General features: G+C 51.9%; 21 protein-coding genes. 13 read left to right on the plus strand and 8 right to left on the minus strand.

Features of this window, described 5'->3' with window-relative positions; all coding sequences use genetic code 11:
* Positions 1-14 precede the first annotated feature (14 nt).
* From yqeK to ABXS88_RS04820, 4 genes are read left to right on the plus strand one after another with little or no spacing between them, the layout of a single operon-like run.
* Positions 15-638 carry a bis(5'-nucleosyl)-tetraphosphatase (symmetrical) YqeK gene (gene yqeK, locus ABXS88_RS04805; protein ID WP_353674046.1) on the plus strand — a complete coding sequence of 208 codons (624 nt, stop codon included), beginning with the start codon at positions 15-17 and terminating at the stop codon, positions 636-638.
* 7 nt (positions 639-645) lie between these two features.
* Positions 646-1,107 (plus strand): ribosome silencing factor, encoded by a 462-nt coding sequence (rsfS, locus tag ABXS88_RS04810; protein ID WP_353674047.1) that lies wholly within the window; start codon positions 646-648, stop codon positions 1,105-1,107.
* A gap of 23 nt (positions 1,108-1,130) precedes the next feature.
* Positions 1,131-1,676: a CGLD27 family protein gene (locus ABXS88_RS04815; RefSeq protein WP_353674048.1), complete on the plus strand. Its 546-nt coding sequence runs from the start codon at positions 1,131-1,133 to the stop codon at positions 1,674-1,676.
* A gap of 25 nt (positions 1,677-1,701) precedes the next feature.
* The gene (locus ABXS88_RS04820) at positions 1,702-2,655 is read left to right on the plus strand and encodes an asparaginase (RefSeq protein WP_353674049.1); all 954 of its coding nucleotides are present in this window, start codon (positions 1,702-1,704) and stop codon (positions 2,653-2,655) included.
* Here ABXS88_RS04820 and ABXS88_RS04825 read toward each other — a convergent pair.
* Positions 2,641-2,790 carry a hypothetical protein gene (locus tag ABXS88_RS04825; protein ID WP_353674050.1) on the minus strand — a complete coding sequence of 50 codons (150 nt, stop codon included), beginning with the start codon at positions 2,788-2,790 and terminating at the stop codon, positions 2,641-2,643. The two genes, ABXS88_RS04820 and ABXS88_RS04825, sit on opposite strands and share 15 nt — an antisense overlap.
* A gap of 632 nt (positions 2,791-3,422) precedes the next feature.
* On the minus strand, positions 3,423-4,199 hold the full coding sequence (locus tag ABXS88_RS04830; protein ID WP_353674051.1) for a response regulator transcription factor: 777 nt from the start codon (positions 4,197-4,199) through the stop codon (positions 3,423-3,425).
* Positions 4,200-4,677: 478 nt separating this feature from the next.
* Here ABXS88_RS04830 and nifJ point away from each other — a divergent pair, with 478 nt between their 5' ends.
* The 7 genes from nifJ to ruvX all read left to right on the plus strand — a co-directional run bounded on the left by nifJ (position 4,678) and on the right by ruvX (position 14,435).
* Positions 4,678-8,298, plus strand: coding sequence for a pyruvate:ferredoxin (flavodoxin) oxidoreductase (gene nifJ / locus ABXS88_RS04835; RefSeq protein WP_353674052.1), 3,621 nt, complete (start codon positions 4,678-4,680; stop codon positions 8,296-8,298).
* A gap of 203 nt (positions 8,299-8,501) precedes the next feature.
* Positions 8,502-9,542 carry a dihydroorotate dehydrogenase-like protein gene (locus ABXS88_RS04840; RefSeq protein ID WP_353674053.1) on the plus strand — a complete coding sequence of 347 codons (1,041 nt, stop codon included), beginning with the start codon at positions 8,502-8,504 and terminating at the stop codon, positions 9,540-9,542.
* 47 nt (positions 9,543-9,589) lie between these two features.
* On the plus strand, positions 9,590-10,747 hold the full coding sequence (locus tag ABXS88_RS04845) for an ATP-dependent 6-phosphofructokinase (RefSeq protein ID WP_353674054.1): 1,158 nt from the start codon (positions 9,590-9,592) through the stop codon (positions 10,745-10,747).
* Between the two features lie 60 nt (positions 10,748-10,807).
* On the plus strand, positions 10,808-12,151 hold the full coding sequence (locus tag ABXS88_RS04850; RefSeq protein WP_353674055.1) for an adenylosuccinate synthase: 1,344 nt from the start codon (positions 10,808-10,810) through the stop codon (positions 12,149-12,151).
* 56 nt (positions 12,152-12,207) lie between these two features.
* Positions 12,208-12,516 carry a 50S ribosomal protein L25 gene (gene rplY, locus ABXS88_RS04855; RefSeq protein WP_353674056.1) on the plus strand — a complete coding sequence of 103 codons (309 nt, stop codon included), beginning with the start codon at positions 12,208-12,210 and terminating at the stop codon, positions 12,514-12,516.
* Between the two features lie 245 nt (positions 12,517-12,761).
* A complete protein-coding gene (locus ABXS88_RS04860) occupies positions 12,762-13,985 on the plus strand; it encodes a GNAT family N-acetyltransferase (RefSeq protein ID WP_353674057.1) in 1,224 nt (407 codons plus the stop codon).
* Positions 13,986-13,994: 9 nt separating this feature from the next.
* The gene (gene ruvX / locus ABXS88_RS04865; RefSeq protein WP_353674058.1) at positions 13,995-14,435 is read left to right on the plus strand and encodes a Holliday junction resolvase RuvX; all 441 of its coding nucleotides are present in this window, start codon (positions 13,995-13,997) and stop codon (positions 14,433-14,435) included.
* Here ruvX and ABXS88_RS04870 read toward each other — a convergent pair.
* Positions 14,425-16,104, minus strand: coding sequence for a DUF3685 domain-containing protein (locus tag ABXS88_RS04870; protein WP_353674059.1), 1,680 nt, complete (start codon positions 16,102-16,104; stop codon positions 14,425-14,427). The two genes, ruvX and ABXS88_RS04870, sit on opposite strands and share 11 nt — an antisense overlap.
* A 123-nt stretch (positions 16,105-16,227) precedes the next feature.
* Between ABXS88_RS04870 and psbP the strand changes: the two genes are divergently transcribed.
* Both psbP and ABXS88_RS04880 read left to right on the plus strand, forming a co-directional pair.
* Entirely contained in the window at positions 16,228-16,797 is a 570-nt protein-coding gene (gene psbP / locus ABXS88_RS04875; protein ID WP_353674060.1) for a photosystem II reaction center PsbP, read from the plus strand.
* 219 nt (positions 16,798-17,016) lie between these two features.
* Positions 17,017-17,541 carry a DUF6714 family protein gene (locus tag ABXS88_RS04880; RefSeq protein WP_353674061.1) on the plus strand — a complete coding sequence of 175 codons (525 nt, stop codon included), beginning with the start codon at positions 17,017-17,019 and terminating at the stop codon, positions 17,539-17,541.
* A gap of 74 nt (positions 17,542-17,615) precedes the next feature.
* Here the strand turns inward: ABXS88_RS04880 and ABXS88_RS04885 are convergent, their stop codons facing one another.
* From ABXS88_RS04885 to ABXS88_RS04905, 5 genes are all read right to left on the minus strand, one after another.
* Positions 17,616-18,116 carry a TIGR00725 family protein gene (locus ABXS88_RS04885; protein WP_353674062.1) on the minus strand — a complete coding sequence of 167 codons (501 nt, stop codon included), beginning with the start codon at positions 18,114-18,116 and terminating at the stop codon, positions 17,616-17,618.
* Positions 18,117-18,232: 116 nt separating this feature from the next.
* Positions 18,233-18,913 carry an ABC transporter permease subunit gene (locus ABXS88_RS04890; RefSeq protein WP_353674063.1) on the minus strand — a complete coding sequence of 227 codons (681 nt, stop codon included), beginning with the start codon at positions 18,911-18,913 and terminating at the stop codon, positions 18,233-18,235.
* Entirely contained in the window at positions 18,906-19,652 is a 747-nt protein-coding gene (locus ABXS88_RS04895) for an amino acid ABC transporter permease (protein WP_353674064.1), read from the minus strand. Before ABXS88_RS04895 ends, ABXS88_RS04890 begins: the two co-directional genes overlap by 8 nt.
* 20 nt (positions 19,653-19,672) lie before the next feature.
* Complete coding sequence (locus ABXS88_RS04900) at positions 19,673-20,605, minus strand: transporter substrate-binding domain-containing protein (protein ID WP_353674065.1); 933 nt, start codon at positions 20,603-20,605, stop codon at positions 19,673-19,675.
* A gap of 75 nt (positions 20,606-20,680) precedes the next feature.
* Positions 20,681-22,042, minus strand: a complete 1,362-nt coding sequence (locus tag ABXS88_RS04905) for an ATP-binding protein (protein ID WP_353674066.1) — start codon at positions 22,040-22,042, stop codon at positions 20,681-20,683.
* Between the last annotated feature and the right edge of the window lie 57 nt (positions 22,043-22,099).

Consider the following 22,099-nt stretch of genomic DNA (forward strand, 5'->3'; position numbering starts at 1 on the left):
CCCTGGCCTGGCCCTTGTCTGACCCCAGTTCTCCTCCTGTCTCACCGCCGATTTCCCTCCATCGAGAGGCAGTTTTGGCTTGGTTAGAGACCCAAGTGTCGCCCCAGCGACTGGCCCATATCCTGGGCGTAGAAGCAACGGCTAAGGCTCTGGCCCCTCTGCATGGTCTAGACCCCGAAGCCGCCGCTACTGCTGGCCTGTTGCACGATCTGGCTAAATTTTTCCCCCCGGCCCGTCTGCTGGCGATAGCCCAAGCGGAAGGCATTCCCCTCGATCCTGTTCTGGAGCAAGTCCCCCATCTGCTCCATGCGGAGATTAGTGCTGTGGTCGCTCGGCAGGAATTTCATGTTCACGACCCCGTTATCCTTAATGCCATTCGCCACCATACCCTGGGTTGTCCCGGCATGGCCCCCTTATCCTGTCTAATCTTTGTGGCCGATGCCATTGAACCCCAGCGGGGCGACGATCCAGCTCTCCTGGCCCTGCGGCGAGCGAGTCGTAAAAATCTTTATAAAGCCGTCCGCAAAACCTGTGACCTCGTTTTCGAGCATCTGTTGGCCCACCACAAAACCATCCATCCCCGTCTGATTGAGACCCGAAATTGGGCGTTACAATGGGAAAAATATGGAGAAAAATGAAGTATTCATGACCGAAATCCTGCGCCTTGACCCCGTTACCTCGACCCCTGTGCCCTCTCTCTCTCCGGTTTCAACGGAATCCCTCGTCTGGACGATTCTACAAGCGGCGGATGAACGCAAAGCCGACGATATCAATGTTTTAAAAGTCACCGATATTTCCTACTTGGCAGACTATTTTGTGATTGTGACGGGGTTTTCACGTACCCAGGTCAGGGCCATTGCCGACAGTATCGAAAAACAAGTTGAAACGTCCTATGCTCGTCTGCCCCTCCACACGGAAGGCAAGGCGGAAGGTAGTTGGATTTTGCAGGATTTTGGCGATGTGCTGGTGCATATTTTTATGCCAGAAGAACGGGAATTCTATAAACTAGAAGCCTTTTGGGGCCATGCCCAGGGCTATAATTTGGCTGATTTTGCCCAGGAATTTGGTTTTACCTACACGCCACCCACCCTGCCCTCCTTCCAATAATCCCTGGCTGTTATCGATTGCCTATGAGTTCTCCGCGAGAGTCATCGCCCCAATTTTGTCCGGTACCCCTGGAGCAACAGCCCGTCAATGAGTACGAGGCCCTCAAGGCCGCCTGGCCCTTTTCCTGGGCCGAGCTAAGCCCCCTGCCATTTATCAAAAAATTATTGTGGGTAGCCTTTTGGGGCAGTCTCTTGGCCAGTCCCATCGCCGCCGCCAGTTTTCCCCCCCAGAAAAAACCGATTTTCTTTGCCTTGGCCACGGCCCTGGGTATTTTTTTCTTGCTGGGTCTGTTCCTGATCCGTCTCTTACTGGGGTGGTTTTATATCAAAGACCGGCTCCAGTCCGAGGAGGTGATCTACGAAGAATCCGGATGGTACGACGGCCAACGCTGGCCCAAACCATTGGAAATTCTCACCCGCGACCGATTGATCATCCGCTACCAAGTCCAGCCTATTCTTCAGCGATTACAACAAACCCTGCTTATTCTCGGAGTCCTGATAGCCTTAGACGTTTGCCTCTGGAGCTTGCTCGGTTTTTATCAAGGCCTGGGACAGCCTGCCCTACAATGAACAGTTGACCCCCATTCCCAACAGCATGAGCAGAGGAAAACGTCCCTACGGCCCCCAGATTGAAGTCCACCTCCTGCGAGAAGGCATTGTTGAATCGATCCATCAAGTCGAGGCCACCGTTTGTGATGACCGCGGCCGGACATTGTTAGTCGCGGGCCATGCCGATAGTACGGCTTTTATTCGCTCGGCCCTCAAGCCCTTCCAGGCCCTGGCCGTCACCAGTACGGGAACCCTCGAGCGTTTTGGCCTAACCGACAAGGATTTAGCCATTATCTGTAGCTCCCACCACGGCACCACGGAGCAAGCACGGCAGGTCTTTAATATTCTCTGGCGGGCGGATATCGACCCCAGTGCTCTACAATGTCCCACTCCCGAAGGGGCCAAAACGGCCCTACAGCACAACTGTTCGGGAAAACATGCCGGTATGCTGGCGGTTTGTCAGCAACGCAATTGGCCCCTCAACACCTACCTGCGCGGTAGCAGTCCTGTCCAGCAACTAATCCTGGATAAAATTTCAGAACTCCTGGCCATGCCGGGGGCCGAGTTGATCGGGGCCCACGACGATTGCGGTGCTCCCACCTACTCCATGGAACTGGCCCAGATGGCCCATCTCTACGCCCTGCTGGCCTCGGGGGCCCAACTAGATCTAGAGCGCGTCGTTCGGGCTATGACCTACTATCCCCATCTAGTGGCTGCCGATGGTTCCTTTGATACGGAATTAATGCGACTCATGGAAGGGGAATTAGTGAGCAAGGCTGGGGCCGAAGGTATTCAATGTATCGCTCGGGTCGGGGAGGGCCTGGGCCTAGCGATTAAGGTTAAAGATGGAGCCCGACGGGCCAAGTACGCCGTGGCGATTCATCTCCTACAACAGATGGGCTGGATTCCTCCCCGCGTAGCAGAAGTCCTCTCGGATCAGTTTATGACCCTCAGCCAATATAAGCGTTTAGAAGTTGTGGGAGAATTAACAATGCTCTAGGGCCGATGGCGGTGCTTCTGGAGTTGGCCGAGTTGCCTCCGCATCTAATTTTTCCACCTTCCATTCGCCGGTGTGGGGATCCCGGTAGGTACGGAAGGGATTTGGCTGGAGAGGACGACTAGATAACTTGGCCATGATCGGCAGGATGGCAGAACCATTTTATCCATCATAGTGAAATCTCGGCTAAGGACAATGATCTCGGTCACTCTACAAGGTGATCTACATCACACCAAGAATCCTAATCCTCCAAATTAGGGCTACAGAGAGTTAGTTATTGTCAATTCACTCCCACTGTCCCAGTTGCTTACGTTAAACTTCTTACGCACTACGCAGTTGCACCCTGTTGGATTCCTCTATTGGGAGTAATATGCAGAAAAATTCTTGAGAAAACATGTATTTGGTGTGATCTGCGGAAACTTTCCGTATCATCAATTATATTTCTCGCGGAGCCATACCCACATGCCGTCAAAACCTCGAAAGTACTGGTTCCCTGCTAAACGCTACGGCTGGGGCTGGGGTCCTCCGTCAGCTTGGCAAGGGTGGATCATTCTTCTCATCTACCTTGCGCTGGTTCTCGGTGGCATCCCGTTTCTTCAATCTACCAAGGGGAACTTTGTGTACCTTGCTTTCGTGCTTCTCCTCACGGTGGTTCTCATCGCCATTTGCTGGCTCACGGGCGAACGTCCTCGTTGGCGTTGGGGTCAGCTCAAACGTTAGATGTCACTGTTTATCAATGGTTTCTTCGATAACTCAGTCGTCTTGAAGCTTTAATTTACATTGGACAAATAACGGCCCTGGCGGCTGTGGCTTTCAAGGGCCAGATTTGCCGCGGCTTTAGCAGAACTGTGGTTGGTATTTTTAAGAACATTGAGGTTGAAGCGATAGCCGACGTTCCGAACGGTTTGGATTAGATTAGGTTGACGCGGATCGGTTTCAATCTTTTTCCGCAAAGACAATACATGGGTGTCAATGGTGCGGGGGTTGTCAATGGCCTCGGGCCAGGCCCGGCGTAATAATTCCGTGCGGCTGAGGGGATTGCCTTCGGCTTGGGCCAAAATGTAGAGCAGACTAAATTCTTGGGGAGTCAGATCGATAAAATCGCCTTGGAATTGCACTCTTCTTTGAACCAGATCAATTTTGAGGTCGCCGTAGTCCAGGAGCAAGGGCGCTGTTGTCATCCGGCCCCGACGCACCAAGCATTCAATTCTGGCCATAAACTCTTGCATACCGAAGGGCTTCGTCAGATAATCGTCAGCCCCGGCCTTCAGGCCCTGGACAATATCCTGTTCTCCATTACGAGCCGACAGGATCAGAATCATCGACTGTCGTTGCTGAAAAAGCCAGCGACAGAGTTCGAGCCCATCCCCATCGGGTAAATCGGAGTCGATTACAGCAACGGTGGGCTGACGGCTAGTAAAGGCCTGACGGGCCTGCTGGAGGCCGGTGCATTGCTGTACTAAATACCCTGCCTGCTGGAGATGCCAACCCAGGAGTGACCTTAGGTGCGGATTGCCCTCGACGATAGAAAGATAGACTGGACTCACCTTCAACTATGCTCCGCTAATGGATAAGCTAAACACCTTTAACCCTAACAAAGTCAATGTCAAGAGATTGTAACAACTGTTACGCGACACTTCCAATAAATCTGAAAAAAAGCTAAAGATCGACTCAATTTATAGGCCCCCTGCCTACTAATTAACAATTTAAAAGCTATGTAAATAAGTTTTACTTTTGGATCACAAAAAGATACAAATTGCGCCAAGGTTGTCTTTATCGTTAAAGATAGAGACAGAGACGCTTTAGGATTATTTGTTTAGCTAATTTCATTATTTTGCTGTATCCATCAATGACTGGCTACCCTTTGCTCAAAACAATATTTTGATTGTTTTACTTCCCTTCAAAAAGCCGTACTTAGAGACAAGATCTGTTGGGAAGCGTCTCTATTTTAAACGTCATTGTGATGGTGAGCACTCCCAAAATCACCACTGGTTTGTTACTTTTTCTGATTCTTGAGGACTACCTATGAGACCGAAAACCTACGCCACCCTCGACGGGAATGAAGCTGTGGCCCGGGTTGCCTACCGCCTCAGTGAAGTCATTGCAATTTACCCCATTACGCCCTCCTCTCCCATGGGGGAATGGGCGGATGCCTGGGCCTCGGAACATCGTCCAAATCTATGGGGAACCATTCCTGCAGTGGTGGAAATGCAGAGTGAGGGCGGAGCTGCCGGGGCCATTCATGGGGCCTTACAATCGGGGTCTTTAACAACGACCTTCACCGCCTCCCAGGGCCTGATGCTGATGCTCCCCAATCTCTACAAAATTGCGGGGGAATTAACGGCGGCCGTGATCCATGTGGCGGCCCGTTCCTTGGCGGCCCAGGGCCTTTCGATTTTTGGTGACCACAGTGATGTCATGGCGGCGCGGCAGACGGGGTTTGCCCTCTTGGCCTCAGCTTCAGTGCAGGAAGCCCAGGATTTAGCGCTAATTGCGACAGCCACTAGCTTGCAAACTCGGATTCCGGCCCTGCATTTCTTTGATGGTTTTCGTACCTCCCACGAAGTGCAAAAAGTGGAATTACTCAACGATGATGACCTACGGGTCTTGATTCGAGATGAAGATGTTCTGGCCCACCGTCAACGGGCCCTGACCCCGGATCGTCCGGTCTTGCGGGGAACGGCTCAAAACCCGGATGTCTATTTCCAGGCCAGGGAAACCGTAAATCCTTTCTATGCCGAGTATCCAGCCGTTTTAGAGCGGGTGATGCAGGCCTTTGGCGACCTCACCGGACGCAAATACCGTCCCTTTGATTACTACGGCGATCCAGAAGCAGAGCGGGTGGTGATCCTGATGGGGTCTGGCTGTGAAACAGCCCAGGAAACCGTCGATGCGTTGATGGCCCAGGGGGAAAAAGTCGGCGTTTTGAAAGTGCGGCTCTATCGGCCCTTTGACGCCCAACGACTGCTGGCAGCTTTACCCCCAACAGTGCAAAAAATAGCGGTGCTAGACCGAACGAAGGAACCGGGGAGTCCCGGGGAACCGCTCTACCTAGATGTGGTTACAGCTTTTGCCGAACGGGGCGGGATTTTACCCAAAATTGTCGGGGGCCGCTATGGCCTGTCCTCGAAGGAATTTACACCAGCCATGGTCAAGGGCGTTTTGGACAATCTCCAGCAGTCGGCCCTGAAAAATCACTTTACCATTGGCATTAATGATGATGTCAGCCTGACCAGTCTGCCCTACGACCCGCAGTTTTCAACGGAACCGGCTTCGGTGGTACGGGCCATTTTCTTTGGCCTGGGTTCCGATGGCACCGTGGGGGCCAATAAAAACTCGATCAAGATCATTGGCGAAGATACCGACAACTACGCCCAGGGTTACTTTGTCTATGACTCGAAGAAATCCGGTTCAGTAACGGTATCTCACCTTCGCTTTGGCCCCAATCCAATCCACTCCACCTATTTAATTGATCGGGCCAATTTTGTTGCCTGTCACCAATGGGAATTTATTGACAAGTTTGACCTCGTTACCCCTGCGATGACCGGGGCCACGCTTCTGCTCAATAGTCCCTACTCTGTGGAGGAGGTCTGGTCGAAATTACCCCGTCCCCTCCAAGCCCAAATTATTACCAAACAGCTTAAGCTTTATACCATCAATGCCTACCAAGTGGCCCGCGAAGCCGGCATGGGCGGCCGCATTAATACGGTGATGCAGGTTTGTTTCTTTGCCCTTTCTGGGGTTTTACCCAAGGACGAAGCCATCGCGGCCATCAAAAAATCGATCCGCAAGAGCTACGGTAAGAAAGGGGAAGAGATTGTCCAGATGAATATTAAGGCTGTAGATGCCACTCTGGATCATTTGTATGAAGTCCCCGTTCCCGCTGAGGTGGATGCTGAGGCACCTGAACTCAAACCCCTGATTGCGGATACGGCCCCCGCCTTCGTTCGCGATGTACTGGGTAAAATGATGGCTCGCCAAGGGGATGATTTACCGGTGAGTGCCCTGCCCTGTGACGGCACCTATCCGACGGGGACGGCCAAATGGGAAAAACGCAACGTCACCCAGGAAATTCCCGTTTGGGACACCGATGTCTGTGTGCAGTGCGGCAAATGCGTCATTGTCTGTCCCCACGGGGTAATCCGCTCCAAAGCCTATGGGGAAGAACAACTCCAGCAAGCCCCGACTACCTTCAAAAGTACCGGCGCCAAAGATCACGATTGGCAGGGCCTCAAGTTCACCATCCAAGTAGCCGCCGAGGATTGTACCGGCTGTGGTATCTGCGTGGATGTTTGTCCTGCTAAAAACAAATCCCAGCCTCGTTTACGGGCCATCAACATGGCGCCCCAACTGCCCCTACGGGAAGCAGAGCGGGAGAATTGGGACTTCTTCCTACAATTACCGAATCCTGACCGCCGCCATCTCAATCTGAATAAAATCAGTCATCAACAGATGCAGGAACCCCTCTTTGAGTTCTCCGGGGCCTGTGCCGGTTGTGGGGAAACCCCCTACCTCAAGCTGGTTAGCCAATTGTTCGGTGACCGGATGTTAGTGGCCAATGCCACGGGCTGTTCTTCCATCTACGGCGGTAACCTCCCAACAACCCCCTGGACCCAGAATACCGAGGGCCGTGGCCCTGCTTGGTCTAACTCTCTCTTTGAAGATAATGCCGAATTTGGCCTAGGTTTCCGGGTTTCCATTGATAAACAAGCGGAATTTGCGGCGGAATTGCTCCAGGCCCTGGCTACCGAGATCGGAGAAAGCTTGGTCACAGAGATTTTGAGCAATGCCCAACAAACGGAAGCCGACATCTTCGAGCAACGGCAACGGGTTGAAACGCTGAAGCAACGCCTTGGTCAATTACTGGCCAGTACCGAAAGGGAGCAACGGGCCAAATTGGTCATGCTCCAATCCCTGGCCGATTACTTGGTGAAGAAAAGTGTCTGGATTGTCGGTGGCGATGGCTGGGCCTACGACATTGGCTACGGGGGCCTCGATCATGTCCTAGCCAGTGGCCGTAATGTCAATATCTTGGTCATGGATACGGAAGTCTATTCCAATACTGGGGGCCAGGCCTCGAAAGCAACCCCCCGAGGGGCCGTCGCTAAATTTGCGGCGGGAGGGAAACCCTCTCCCAAAAAAGACCTGGGGCTAATGGCCATGACCTACGGCAATGTCTATGTGGCTAGTATCGCCATGGGGGCCAAAAATGAGCAATCGATCCGGGCTTTCCTGGAAGCGGAGGCTTATCCAGGCGTGTCGCTGATTATTGCCTACTCCCACTGCATTGCCCACGGCATCAATATGACCACGGCTATGAACCATCAAAAAGAACTGGTGGAGAGTGGTCGCTGGTTGCTCTACCGCTACAATCCCAGTCTGAGCCAAAGCGGTAAAAATCCCCTGCAATTGGATATGCGCGCGCCGAAAGTGCCGGTGGATCGCACGATGTATCTGGAAAACCGTTTTTCGATGCTGGCCCGTAGTCAACCCGAGGCGGCCAAACAACTGCTGAAACTAGCTCAAGGGGATGTATCAACCCGTTGGGCCATGTACCAATACCTGGCCAATCGTCCCCTAGGCAATGGTCAGGGCAATGGGCACAGTCAATCGAGCGAGACCCCAAGGCCGGCGGAAATGGTTTAGCGAGAGGGTCACGATGGGGAGAGTATCCGCAACTTTCCCCTGTCTCGATAGTTAAGTAAACAGTTCATAAAATTGTGTTTAGAGAAATGGGTTTAGATATCCATACCTTTCCGGTTGATTTACTCTTTAGTATCGAAGATTTGCTTGATCCTGATTATTTACCTGAATAGCCCCCTGTATTCCGACTTCCTAGGAGAACGACGATGAATCTGACAACAACTTATCTCGGTATGGCCCTGAAATCTCCCTTGGTGGTGGGTTCCTGTGCCCCCCTAACAGAGGATTTAAATAATCTTAAAAAAATGGAAGATGCTGGGGCCGCAGCCATTGTTTTACATTCCTTTTTTGAAGAACAATTACGACAAGAGCGCTTAGAATTGCACCATCACTTTACCCACGGGACGGAAAGCTTTGCCGAGGCCCTGAACTACTTTCCTGAACCCCAAGTCTTTCATCTGGGTTCAGAAGAATACCTCAGTCATATTCGCCAAGCCAAGGAAAGTCTAGAGATTCCAATCATTGCTAGCTTAAACGGTTCGACCCTCGGCGGCTGGCTTGATTATGCTCAACAAATTGAACAGGCTGGTGCCGATGCCCTTGAATTGAATATTTACTATCTGCCTACGGATCCCGAAGTTTCTGGTACGGAAATTGAAGAGAATTATCTGGATATTTTGCGGGTCGTCCGAGCTGAAGTTAAAATTCCGATTGCCGTTAAAGTAGCGCCCTTTTTTAGCAATACGGCCAACATGGCTAAACGTTTAGCGGAAACGGGAGCTGACGGCTTAGTCTTGTTTAATCGTTTTTATCAGCCGGATTTTGACCTGGAAAATTTAGAGGTCTATCCCCACATTATCCTCAGTAGTCCCCAGGCCTTGCGGTTGCCGATGCATTGGATTGCACTTCTTTACGGCCGTATTCCCTGTGATCTAGCAGCTACCAGTGGCATTCACCACACCACCGATATCCTCAAAATGCTGATGGCTGGGGCCAAAATTACCCAGCTGGTGAGTGTTTTACTACGCTATGGCATTGATTACCTAGCCACCCTGGAAAGCAATTTGCGGGATTGGCTGGTAGAACACGACTATGAATCGGTGGCCCAGATGCAGGGCAGTCTTAGCCAACTCCATTGTCCTGACCCCACGGCCTTTGAACGGGTTCAGTACATCAAGGCCCTGCAAAGCTATCTGCCGGCCTGGCGAACCCTCGACAATAACGAAGCCGAAGAAGCATTGCACTAATCCCGTTAATTGAACCATAACTGTAATTCTTGATGGAGGAGATTCCCATGGCTAATCCCAAACGTATCGGTATTCTCACCAGTGGTGGGGACTGTCCTGGTCTGAATGCCGTTATCCGAGCCGTGGTTAAGGCCTCGGCCCTCAAGGGCTGGGAGGTCTTTGGTATTCCCTACGGGACTGATGGCTTTATTGAAGTAGCCCACGGCAAATATCAGGCCGAAGATTTGCTCTTAAGCAAACATGGCTACGCGCTCCCTGGTATGCTCAAGGGCCTGGATGTGTTGCAGTTCCTGAGTGGTAGCATTCTCGGTTCCCTGAGTAAAGGCCACCCGGAAAACCCGGAAATTGCCGCGGCGATTCTTCAGGGATACGCCTTGCTTAACCTGGATGCCCTGATCGTGATTGGTGGCGATGGCAGTCTTGATATTATCTACGATCTAGCCCAGAAAGGCCAGTGGAATATTATTGCCATTCCTAAAACCATTGATAATGATGTTCCCTTTACCGAGTGGGCCGTTGGTTTTACCACGGCGGTAGATATTGTGACCCAGGCCCTTTATGATCTGACCTTTACCGCCGCCAGTCATGAGCGCGTTATCATTGTCCAAGTCATGGGCCGGGATGCTGGCCACTTGGCGCTTCATGCGGGGATTGCAGGGGGAGCCGATATGATTTTGATTCCCGAATTAACGCCGGCCCTCACCGTCGAAATGATCGAGGGATGCTGTCAGCAACTGATGAAACTCCGCCACGCTGGTCGCCACTTCGCCCTGATTGTCATTTCCGAAGGCGTCCACGATCTAGAGGGCCGAAAGGAAAAATATATTGCCGATTACCTGGCCGACAAAATTAGTCAGGTCAGTCAACGCCTGTGTGACAGTCCGGATCCCCGCTATTGTGACCTCCAGGCCCTAGACATCCGCGCCACTACCCTCGGCCATATCCAGCGGAGCGGAACGCCCCTTTCCATTGACCGTCTCCTCGCTACTTTTTTTGGTATTAAAGCCGTCGAACTGATCGAAGAGGAGCACTTTGATGAAGTCGTCGTTTGGCAAAATGGCCAGGTACAGAGCATTCCCCTCAAACCGATTATTACCATCATCAAACAGTGCCACCAGGAGAAGCGTTGTGCCTTTCCCGTTGACCCCGAAGGTTTTATCGTTAAAACGGCCCGCTCCCTCGGCATTTACTTAGGCGAAACTTGACAGTCGGCCCTAGAAGTGCGATAGTGATAGTTTGTGTGAACTTTACTTTAATAAACGCTCTTGGCTAACGTTATCGTCATCGGCGCTCAATGGGGCGACGAAGGAAAAGGAAAAATCACGGATCTGTTGAGTCGCTCCGCCGACGTGGTCGTTCGTCCCCAGGGGGGAGTTAATGCCGGGCATACCATTGTCGTCCAAGACCAGACCTTTAAATTACATCTCATTCCCTCGGGGATTTTATACCCAGAAACGGAATGTATTATTGGCTCAGGCACGGTGATCGACCCTCGAGTTTTACTCCAGGAAGTTGATCAATTACAGGCTTTAAATGTTTCCGTTGAGCGTCTTTACATTTCCCAGACGGCTCACATCACCATGCCCTACCACCGTTTACTGGATGAGGCTTCGGAGGAAAAGCGGGGCAAACATAAAATTGGTACCACCGGGCGCGGGATTGGGCCGACCTACGCCGATAAATCCGAGCGCACTGGCATTCGGGTCATCGATTTGATGGATCCTGATATTCTACGCAAGAAATTAATCTGGACAATTAACTATAAAAACGTCATTTTAGAAAAGCTATACGAATTGCCGCCCCTAGATCCTGAGGCAGTGATTGAAGAGTACCTTGGCTATGCCGAACGTCTCCGTCCCCACGTTGTGGATAGCTCTCTTAAAATCTATGAAGCAATCCACCAGCGCAAAAATATTCTCTTTGAAGGGGCCCAGGGCACTCTCCTCGATTTAGACCATGGTACCTATCCCTACGTCACCTCTTCCAACCCAGTGGCTGGCGGGGCCTGTGTTGGGGCCGGCATTGGGCCGACCATGATTGACCGGGTGATTGGGGTAGCCAAGGCCTATACGACTCGGGTTGGAGAAGGCCCCTTTCCCACCGAACTTGAGGGCGACCTCAACCAACACCTCTGTGAGCGAGGGGCCGAATTTGGTACGACCACAGGCCGTCGTCGCCGCTGTGGTTGGTTTGATGGGGTCATTGGCCGCTATGCGGTGCGGATCAATGGTCTGGATTGCTTAGCGGTCACTAAGCTAGATGTCCTCGACCAACTGGAGGAAATTAAGGTCTGTGTGGCCTACGAACTGGATGGTAAAACCTGCGACCATTTTCCGGGTAACGCCGCTGAATTTGCTCGCTGTAAACCCATCTATGAAACTCTCCCCGGTTGGCAATGTTCCACCGAGCATTGCAAAACCCTGGAAGATCTCCCCTCCCAGGCCCTCAGCTACCTCAAGTTTCTCGCAGAATTGATGGAAGTTCCCATTGCCATTGTTTCCCTGGGCGCCAGCCGGGATCAGACCATTATCGTGGAAGACCCCATTCATGGCCCTAAACGAGCTTTGCTCTATGCCAATGGTACCTCCGTTGATCCGCAGAAAGTGTAGTTTGACTACTACCCCGATTTTTGTATCTAGATCCTTTTATTTAACTGTTGCTACCTATGTCTGTCTCCATTGAATGTCAAAAACGTCCTGAGAAAAGTAATCCCCGCGCCCTGCGTCGGGAAGGCCTGATTCCGGCCACCCTCTACGGCCACAATGGTGCTGAATCTATTTCTCTCACGGTCGATCATAAAGAGGCTACCACCCTGTTGCGCTACGCGAAGGTTAACGAAACCCTCGTTGATGTGAAAATTCCTGACCTCTCCTGGGAAGGTAAGGCCCTGATCCGTGAAGTCCAAGCCCACCCCTGGAAGCGGAATTTATACCACCTCAGCTTTTTCTATCAAGCCAATCCCACCGAGGCTTAAGGGTCTGTTTGACAAGCCACCCTGCCCCCCAAGATTGGGGAAAACTCAGGGCCAGTTCCCCAGATGAGGGGATTTAGAAGGCAAAATCAGACGTTACCAACAAGTTCTAAGACGCAGGTCTTACCGAATATCGAGCTGATTCTATACCTCCAAGCCTGGCTGGGGGTATTTTTTCTGGGGAAAATCCTTCTAGAAGCCGGGAGAAAACCGTTAAGATGGGGTCAACCGGTAATCTTCTCAGACCCATGACCATTGCAAATGAGGCTCCGACGGTGCTAATTCGCCCCGTTCAATACCGCGATTTGGAAAATCTCAATCCGCTCTTAGAGCGACCCGTGGAGTTAGGCCAATATCCGACGGATTTGAGCTTGCCAGAACAATTGGAGCAGGTACGCTTTTGGTATGGTCTGATCAAGTTTTTGCAATGTTTCCCCAATCCGCTCCAGCACCTTTTTTCCGGTTACGTCGCCGAAGAGGTTGCGTCTGGTCGCCTGGGGGGATTCGTCCAAATTGCCCCCTTCAACAGTAGCCGCAGTACCTGGCGGGTAGAACGGGTACTCCTTGACTCCTCTGCTATTCAGCCTGATTTGGTGACCGATCCCAAGGGCCTAGGCTCCCAATTATTGCGCTACTGCTTTGAGCGAGTCTGGGAGGCCAGAACTTGGTTACTGGAAGTAAATATCCAGGCCAAGAATAGTTTGGCCCTCTACCGTCAGAATGGTTTCCAACCCCTGGCCCAGATGACCTACTGGTCTTTGTCCCCCGACCGTCTGGCCCTGCTGGCCAATAATGACCCCGATTTACCGAATCTTTTGCCCGTGAGCAATGCGGATTCTTTCCTGCTCTACCAGTTAGATTGTGTTTCTATGCCGCCTCTCCTGCGTCAGGTCTTCGACCGTCATGGCCAGGATTTTAAAGTTCGTTTTCTCCCCTCCCTGGTAACGCGCCTGCAACATCGTCTTCACCAACGCCAGGAAGTCAGTGGTTATGTTTTTGAACCCCAGAGAAAAGCAGCCATTGCCTACTTCAAGCTCATTATTTCTAAAAAGGGTGTCCGTCCCCACCAGGCCGAATTAACGGTGCATCCAGCCTATACCTGGCTCTATCCCAAATTACTCGTTCACATGGCCCGCTTGGTGCATCATTTGCCGGAGCAGTCTTTGGAATTGATGTCTGCCGACTACCAACACGAACGGGAGGAATATTTAGAGCAATTGGGGGCCCAACGAGTGGAACATACCCTGCTGATGTCGCGTTCCGTCTGGCATAAGCTCAAAGAAACCAAACCCGAACGCCTGCAATTGTCGGAAGTGCTCCAGGGCCTGCACCCAGCTCCGCGTTCTGCGATTCCTAGCCGCATGTCCCTGCTCAATCTGGCCCTCAAAGCCAAACCAGAGGAGACGACTGGAGAGGTTCCAGATAGCCGGCCGCCCTCGGATACCCTGCCTAAAAATGGTCACCATGTCTAAGTTGCAAGCATGGAACGGATCTCGGCTCTGGGTTTAGATGTTGGCAAAAAGCGTATCGGCATTGCTGGCTGTGATGGTACGGGCCTGGTAGCGGCCGGATTGATGACCCTAGAGAGAACATCCTTTACCCAAGATTGTCAACAACTCCAGGCCCTTATTCAAGAACGGGAGATTACCCTTTTGGTCGTTGGCCTGCCCTACAACCTCGACGGGAGTCTGGGATTTCAGGCCAAACAGGTGCAAAAATTTGCTCGATGTTTGGCCGAGGCCCTGCAACTTCCTGTTGAATACGTTGACGAACGGCTTACCTCCGTAGAGGCAGAAAATCAACTCAAGGCCCAAAAACGTTTTTCCACCTATAACAAGGGCCTGATTGACCAACAGGCCGCCCAAATTATTTTGCAACAATGGCTCGACCAACGCCGTCACCGCCAGTTCCCTAGGGATTAGATTTTTCCTGGTTTGGTTGGGGACGATAGCGGTTTTCCTGCCAGGTATTACCAATGCCCTGGAGGACGCCTTTGACCACCAGACCTGCGGCCCGGCCAATAACCTGGGTCAAGAAGAAGACTAAACCATGGCCAAGAAAACGCACAATGGCCTGGAGTCGAGGGGAGGCTGCATCCCGGAGTTCGAGCAAAACCGTTACTAACCAGGGCAATCCTTGCAGTTGCTCGAGTTCGTTTTGACGAGGCGCGTAAACCGGCTGACACGTGATCCCCTGGGGGGTGAAATAAAGTAGGGTGTGCTGACTTTCAAAAATTTGCTTAGGCTCTAACCAATATTGACTCAATCGATAATACCAGGCCAGATTATTGCGAAAGCGAGCAATTTCCCGAGAGGATAACAGCTTAGAGACGTAGAGGGCCTTTTTGATCGTCTCGGATTCAGAAAAGTAATTTAGCGTAAAGGTCATGGCCCCGTTGGCGATCTGAATAATCAGATTCGCTTGGTACAGTTCCCAGGGCCAGGAGACGGTATCAGTAGGGCCAGGGCCTTCTGCAACAGGGGCTAAGAGGAATTGTTCTAAAACAGCCTGTGCTCGGGGAATCGTTCCTAGACTTTCCCGCTGAATAATCGGCTTATAGCTCTCCAAAAGGCCCTGGAGTTGGTCTAACTGCCAACCTTCTTGAGGGTTGAGGTGGGGACCTAAAAAACTGAGGGTCACCCCTTGCCAGATTTCGGCCAACAGACTGCTGGGCTCCTGGGGCAACTGCTCCGGCCGAATATTCAGACTCCGGAGTTGTTCTAAGGTGTCCTGGAATTTTTGCCAGGCCAGGGCCAAAAGCACTTGCCGCTGATTCGGATTGAGCGCATCAAGGGCCAGGGGAATTGGGGTCAAATTTTGGCCATTGAACTGGGGAATCAGCCGCTCGCCTTCTCCAAGCTTGGCAGAGAGGGGAATTAAAGCGATAGGGCCATAGGTGCCTAGAGAAGCAGGCCGGGTTTCACTGGGAGAGTCTCCCCACTGCGCTGCTTGAACCTGATGTAAACGCCGGAGCTTGGCAGGCATTAATGTTTCGACAATCTGTTGAGCTAGGCGTAATTCTCGCCGTCGTCCCTGGAGAAACAGAGCATCAAAAGCCGAAAGGCTTGGCTGTTGACTGGCCTGTTGTAGGGCCTGGCGTTGGGACTCAATTTGTTCTAATCCTCCCCTAAACCCGCGCCAGAGCCATTGTTGGGCCGGGGAAAGGGCCTGATAGGTGGGTAGGCCCTGGGGATTTGCCCAGCACAAGCCGCCTTGGTGAATTTCCGAAAAACCCGCCGTCAATTCCGCCATTGGGGTTCCTTTAGGAAAGTAGCCTTCAATGCCTAGGTTCCGGGCTCGTAGGAGTTGTTCGTATTCTAGACTGGCGGTCAATAAACAAATTTTTAGAGAGGGATAGGTTCGCCGCAAAAACCAGCATTGCTCCCAACCGGCGACTGGCTCCGTCAGTACTAACGGATCTAAGATTATCAAATCCGGGAGGGTTGATAACCAATTGGCTGCAGCCTCTGTCACCCGGGACATCTGGGCCAGAACCTGGAACTGGGGATAGTTTAGCAGGGCCGTCACCAAACCCAGACGAAAAACGGCATCTTCATCAATAACGAGAAGTGTTAGGGGACGGTCACTCACAACATAGCCTACACAACAGAAGAATTGCCCCCTATTTTAGGACAAGGATTTAACTTCTTTCCCGGAAGTCTCGAAATCCCCTAGCATGGGATCAGGCTTTCACTGAATTTTGTCATCTGTACTATGTTAAATCTCGCTCCTCCTTTCAAATCCCTTTGCCTATTACTTATTCTGGGGCTGAGTTTGGCCCTGACTGCCTGTGCAGGTATTGGCTTAGCCAGTCTCCAGCGCTACGCCGACACCAAAGATGGCTATGAATTTCTCTATCCCAACGGCTGGATTGCGGTGGATGTGAAAAATGCCTCGCCTGGAGTCGATGTAGTTTATCGAGATCTAATTGAGCGCAGTGAAAATTTAAGCGTAATTATCAGTGAGATTGCCAGCAATAAATCCCTCCAGGATCTTGGCTCCCCGACCGATGTCGGCTATCGCTTTTTGAAAAAAATTAACGGTGAGAGCAGTGACCGCCAAGCAGAATTAATTAGTGCTGAAGAACGGGAAAACCAGGGTAGAACCTACTACAACCTAGAGTACAGAGTCACTCTTGCCAATCAAGCCCAACGCCACGACCTGGCCAGTGTCACCACCAATCGCGGTAAGCTGATCACCTTTAATCTGTCCACCACTGAAGAACGCTGGCCCAAGGTTCACGACCTGTTTGAAACGGTAGCGAGTTCCTTTAGCGTCTACTAAACCTAAGTTCACGCTCAGAACTCCTTGCTGATCTCTAGAATAAAAAAAGAGGCGTCGAGCTATCTGAGCTTCAACAATTGCCTCAGTAAGATAAGGCTTTCAGCCTATTCTGAGCAAAGGAAAATGCTTCAGACGGAGGGGTAATCATCTATCGCCCTAATCTGGAGGATTGGGGCAATCCATGGCTAGGGATCTCATCTTAAACTGTACTCTTCAAAGATGTGTAATGAACTCATTGCAAAAATCAAGCAGGCTTTTGCCCATGTAAATTATCCTGGTGACGACAGCCTTACAGACAACCACAACGGTGACGAACCCACAGCTCTTATCAAAGCGTTCTTCAGGAAAACCGACTGGCAGAAGCTTGATGCCAAGTTTCTTGACCAAACTCCTGATGGTTGGGGAAGTGCTTTATCATTCTTTTCTAATGCTGCGTTTCAATTTTATCTTCCGGCTTACATGATTGCTGATATTCGTGGCGAATTGCTCCTCTCTGACCCATCTATTCGTCTGTGTTCGAGCTTGGTATCTATGGTGGAAAACAAGAAAATTGCCAAGGTTTGGGGGGGCGGCACGATGGGAGAACGGGCCCGTGAAGAATTTGCTCACTATGATGCCCAACAAGTATCCGCTATTGTTAGCTATCTTTGGTGGAAACTCGAAGCCAGCGACGATTACAACCCAATGATTGAGCAAGCTATGGAAAACTATTGGCTAAACCGTGATGCAGGTAGTTGCAGGTAGTTATTATTGAGGTTGACTTAAGAAACATGAGCAATGAACTCACTTTTGGGGAAGATACTGCTCGCTTCCTATACCTAGGTGCCAAGGGCCTGTAATTGTCGGATCTGTTGAATGACTTCCTTGGGCTCCGTTGCAATCTGTACCTGTTCTGGGTCTAGGGCCTGAAAGAAATAATTCCACTCTGCTCCAGTATCTAACAAAATGACGGGCTTTCCCGCCTTAAGGGCCAGGGCAATTTCCGAAACCGTTCCTGCTCCTCCAACCCCACAGGCCACCACAACGTGGCTAGATAGCACGTTAATATTGTTCCGTGCACTGTGTAGATCGGTAATCACTGCGATATCAAGGTCTGGGCTAGGGGAACTCTGAACGGTTGGTAAAATACCAATGGTGAGGCTATTAGGGATTTGTTTGGCCCCCTTATTCACTGCCCGCATCACACCGCAGTCACGGCCGCCACTGAGGACAACCCAACCCTCCAGGGCCAACAAACGTCCTAATTCTTCAGCCAAGGCCAGGTTATGGGGTGTCGCCTGTTCTCCTGCCCCCATCACGCCGACAACGAAACGCACCATACTTTTGAGCCAGTATCGAATACGTTCACTTTAGGGTAGATGGACTGCGTCCGTCACGCTGGAAAATTCCCTGCCAAAAGATTGCAATGAGTGTAACCGTTGTCAACCGCTGCTCCCTATGTCTGAGAGCGATGTTGCCAATGCTTTACCTGCCAGGATAGGCTAAAACTAATGAAGAAATAGATCAAGGCCGTAAAACTATACATTTCCAGTAGACGACCATCCCGCTGGGCAATTTTGGCTGCCGCCCCTAAAAAGTCCGTACCGGAAATAACATAAACCAGAGATGTATCTTGGAATAATACAATGGCTTGAGTTAGTAGAAGGGGCCACATATTCCGCCAGGCCTGGGGCAAAACCACATAGCGCATTTGCTGAGAATAGGTCAGACCCAGGGCCTGGGCCGCCGCGACTTGGCCACGGGGAACGGATTGAATACCCGCCCGGATAATCTCCCCGCAGTAGGCCATTTCAAAGAGGGTAAAGCTGATCAAAGCGGTTTGGTCGGGGCCAACCCGCAGAGGCTGAGGGGTTTGCAATATCCATTGGCCGAGAATTGGCACCAAAAAATAGAACCAAAAAATAACCAGTACCAGGGGAATGGCCCGCATGAGGTTAACGTACAGGGCCGCTGGCATACGGAGCCAGGGCCAGGCCGATAAACGAGCCAGGGCCAATCCCAGGCCCCCCAACAGGCCCCCAGCAAAGGCCACGAAGGTTAGGGTTAGCGTATACCGGAGTCCCGTCGCCAGATAGGGAAGGGAGGGCCAGATCACCGAAAAATCAAAGTTATTCACGGCCCTGTCCTAGCCCATAGCCCGGTAACGTTGTCAGTGCTTCAATCCAGGCCATGAGTCGATTAGCCATTAGTGCCAGTAGGGCATACAACACCGTGGCTAGCGTAAAGATCTCAAAGCTCTGAAACGTATATTCATTAATCTGACGAGTCACCGCGGTCAATTCCAACAGGCCAATGGTCAAGGCCACCGAGGAATTCTTGAAAATATTCATCAGTTCGCTGGTGAGGGGGGGGATAATCCAACGCAGGGCCACGGGTAGTAGAACATAACGGTAGGCCTGGGGCCAGGTGAGACCCAGGGCCAAGGCGGCCTGAGATTGGCCAGGGGGTAGGGCCAGTAAACCCGCCTTGACCTGTTCTGCAATACGGGCGGCGGTAAAAAAGGCGAGGCTGACCACCGCCGTCGTAAATTCCGGTAGGGGCATTTCCTGCTTGAGCCAATGGCCCCAAACCGGTGGTACTAGATCAGGAAGCACAAAGAACCAAAGGAACATTTGCACGATCAGGGGAATATTACGGAAAATCTCCACATAGATCTCCCCCAGCAGGGCCAGCCAACGCAGGGGGGTCGTGCGGATAATGCCAATCCCCAGACCCAGGATTAGGGCCAAGCACCAGGCCAACAGAGACGTTGCCACTGTCCAGCCCAGACCTGCCAACAACCACTGATAGTATCGTTCTCCTCCAGTGGCCACTTTCTCAAAAAAAATCAACCAATTCCAACGGTAGTCTGCCATGGCGATGACGGGAACTTTAATTAAATGCCCTGATCCGTGGGATGCTCAAAGGCCTTTTTCAGGTCTGGACTCAGGGGCAGATTGAGGTTGATCTGTTGGGGCGGAATGGGGGACATAAACCAGTGGTTATAGGTTTTTTCGATAGCCCCGGTGGCCATCAGCCTGGTCAGGGTTTTATCCACCAGAGCCTTAAAGGCCGGGTCATTCTTGCGGAACATTAGCCCATAGGGTTCTCGGGATAAAGTGGGGCCCACAATTTTAAAGGCCTGGGGATCTTTGGCCTGGGCAATCAAACCGGCCAGCAGGACATCATCCAGCACAAAGGCATCGGCTCGGCCCGAGGCCAACATCAGAAAGGATTCCGCATGATCCTTGCCTTGGAGTGTTTTGATGTCCAAGGATTTGGCTTGTTCATTTTGTTTGAGGTAACGCTCAGAGGTCGTGCCGCTGGTGGTAACGACGGCCTTACCCTGGAGGTCTTGGAGATCGGTAATCCCAGAATCTGCCTTGACGGCCATGCGAACAGCGGTGATGAAATGAGCCACGCTAAAGGCCACCTGTTTTTGGCGTTCTTGGCTATTGGTGGTTGAGCCGCATTCAAGATCAATGGTGCCGTTAGTGAGCAGAGGAATACGAGTCTGAGAGGTTACTGGATTAGTTTTAACCTGGAGATTGGGCAGATTTAGTTCCTGCTTGATGGCCTCGACGACTTTTTGGCAGAGATCGATGGAATAGCCCACGGATTTTTGCTGATTATCGAGATAGGAGAAGGGAATCGAGGATTCTCGTACTCCGAGTACAATTTCACCCGAATTTTTAATTTTTTCCAGGGTTCCGGTGGCTGAGGTGGCCGTCGGGGATGAACTGGGGGTTGGAGGTTGGGCACCACAGGCCGCTAGCACCAGTCCAAGGCCCGTTAGTACTGCCCCCAGGCAAAAGCGGTTTTTCATCATAGGTTTGCTGATTTTTTTACAGATACGGTACGTCAATCCGCCGTGAGGAATCGTAGCCTGTAGGCCCCAGTCCATTTAAGGGTGGGCGATAGGCAGATACAAATGGAAATGACTGCCCCGGTGGGGATGACTCTTCACCGTAATTAAACCACCCCACCGCTCCACCAGTTGTTTCACAATCGTGAGACCCAGGCCGGCCCCCGGCAGATGGCTAAGGGCATTCCGCCCCCGATAAAAGCCATTGAAGAGTTTGGGTAAATCGCTCATTTCAATGCCGACCCCCGTATCACTCACCACAATTTCCACCTGAGGGCCCTGACAACTGGCCCGGACATAGACTTTACCCTGTTCTGGCGTGAATTTTAAGCTGTTGTGGAGTAGGTGTTGCAGGATGGAGCGGAGGGCCGAGGCCGAGCAGGCCACTGCGGGTAAATCCGCCGGAATCGTATAGCCCAGGGAAATCCCTTTTTCCTCAGCAATAGGTTGATAAGTACTCACCACCCCCGGAACACAGTCCTCCAGGCGCACCTGTTCCCCGACGGGATGGGGGTCTTGGTGAATTTGAATCAGTTCTTGAATGCCCGTAATCAGGGAATTTTGACGGTCACACTCCCGTTTCAAGAGGTCGATGTAGCGCTGACGTTGCTCTCGCTTGTGCTGCATCGATTCCAGCAAGCGCAGGGCCGTTTTCATATTGGTTAAGGGCGTACTCATTTCCCGCGTCACCGTCACCAGAAAGGGAATTGCCGTATCCAAGAGTGCAAAGGCGCTGTGGTCTGGCCGGGGGGCCGGAACGGAGGGAGCCGGGGCCAACAGGCCCTGAAGTTGGTGCCGTAGAAGGGTAGTCATCACGGCCACCGCGGCCTGTTCCGGTAGGGGAAAGCTCAGGACAGCATCCGCCAATAATTCCTCGGGGGTTTGGTCGGTAATGGTTACTGCTTGGCGCAGGGCCTGCAAAACGGCATTGATCAGCCGGGGCTGACAACTGAGATAAAGCGTCAGGGGCGTTTCCGGTAACAGGGCCAGGGAGTCCTCACTAGCCTGGGCCAAAACCATGACGCAGAGTTGGGGCGATAGCAATAATAGAAAGTATTCCCGCTCCAGTTGACTATTGGCCTCTAACACAACGGCTTTAACCTCGTCTGGATTAGAGGATTCAGCCACCGCAAAACTATCGGTGGCTTTGCTAACGGTACAGTGGTAAAGCTGGCTGACCAAACCCGCCTGACGATAGGCTTCCAAGGCCTGAGTAAAGCCCGCAGTAGCGGGGAGCTTGGCCCACACCGTCGCCATCAGGCCCTGGACCCGAAAACTATCGAGCAGGGCCTGGGTCAGTCGCTCTAGGCTCGCGCTCGGTAACGGGAGTAACGTGTCCTGGGGTTCCAGGGCCTGTACGACTTGCAGTAAAGAGAATTCCGACGTGTGGGGCACATTCATAACAGGGCCAGAGGCTTTCTCCGTAAGCTTACCAAGAAATTTTGGAGACAACACAGA

Origin of the sequence: Synechocystis sp. LKSZ1, assembly GCF_040436315.1 — a bacterium.
GTDB lineage: Bacteria > Cyanobacteriota > Cyanobacteriia > Cyanobacteriales > Microcystaceae > Synechocystis.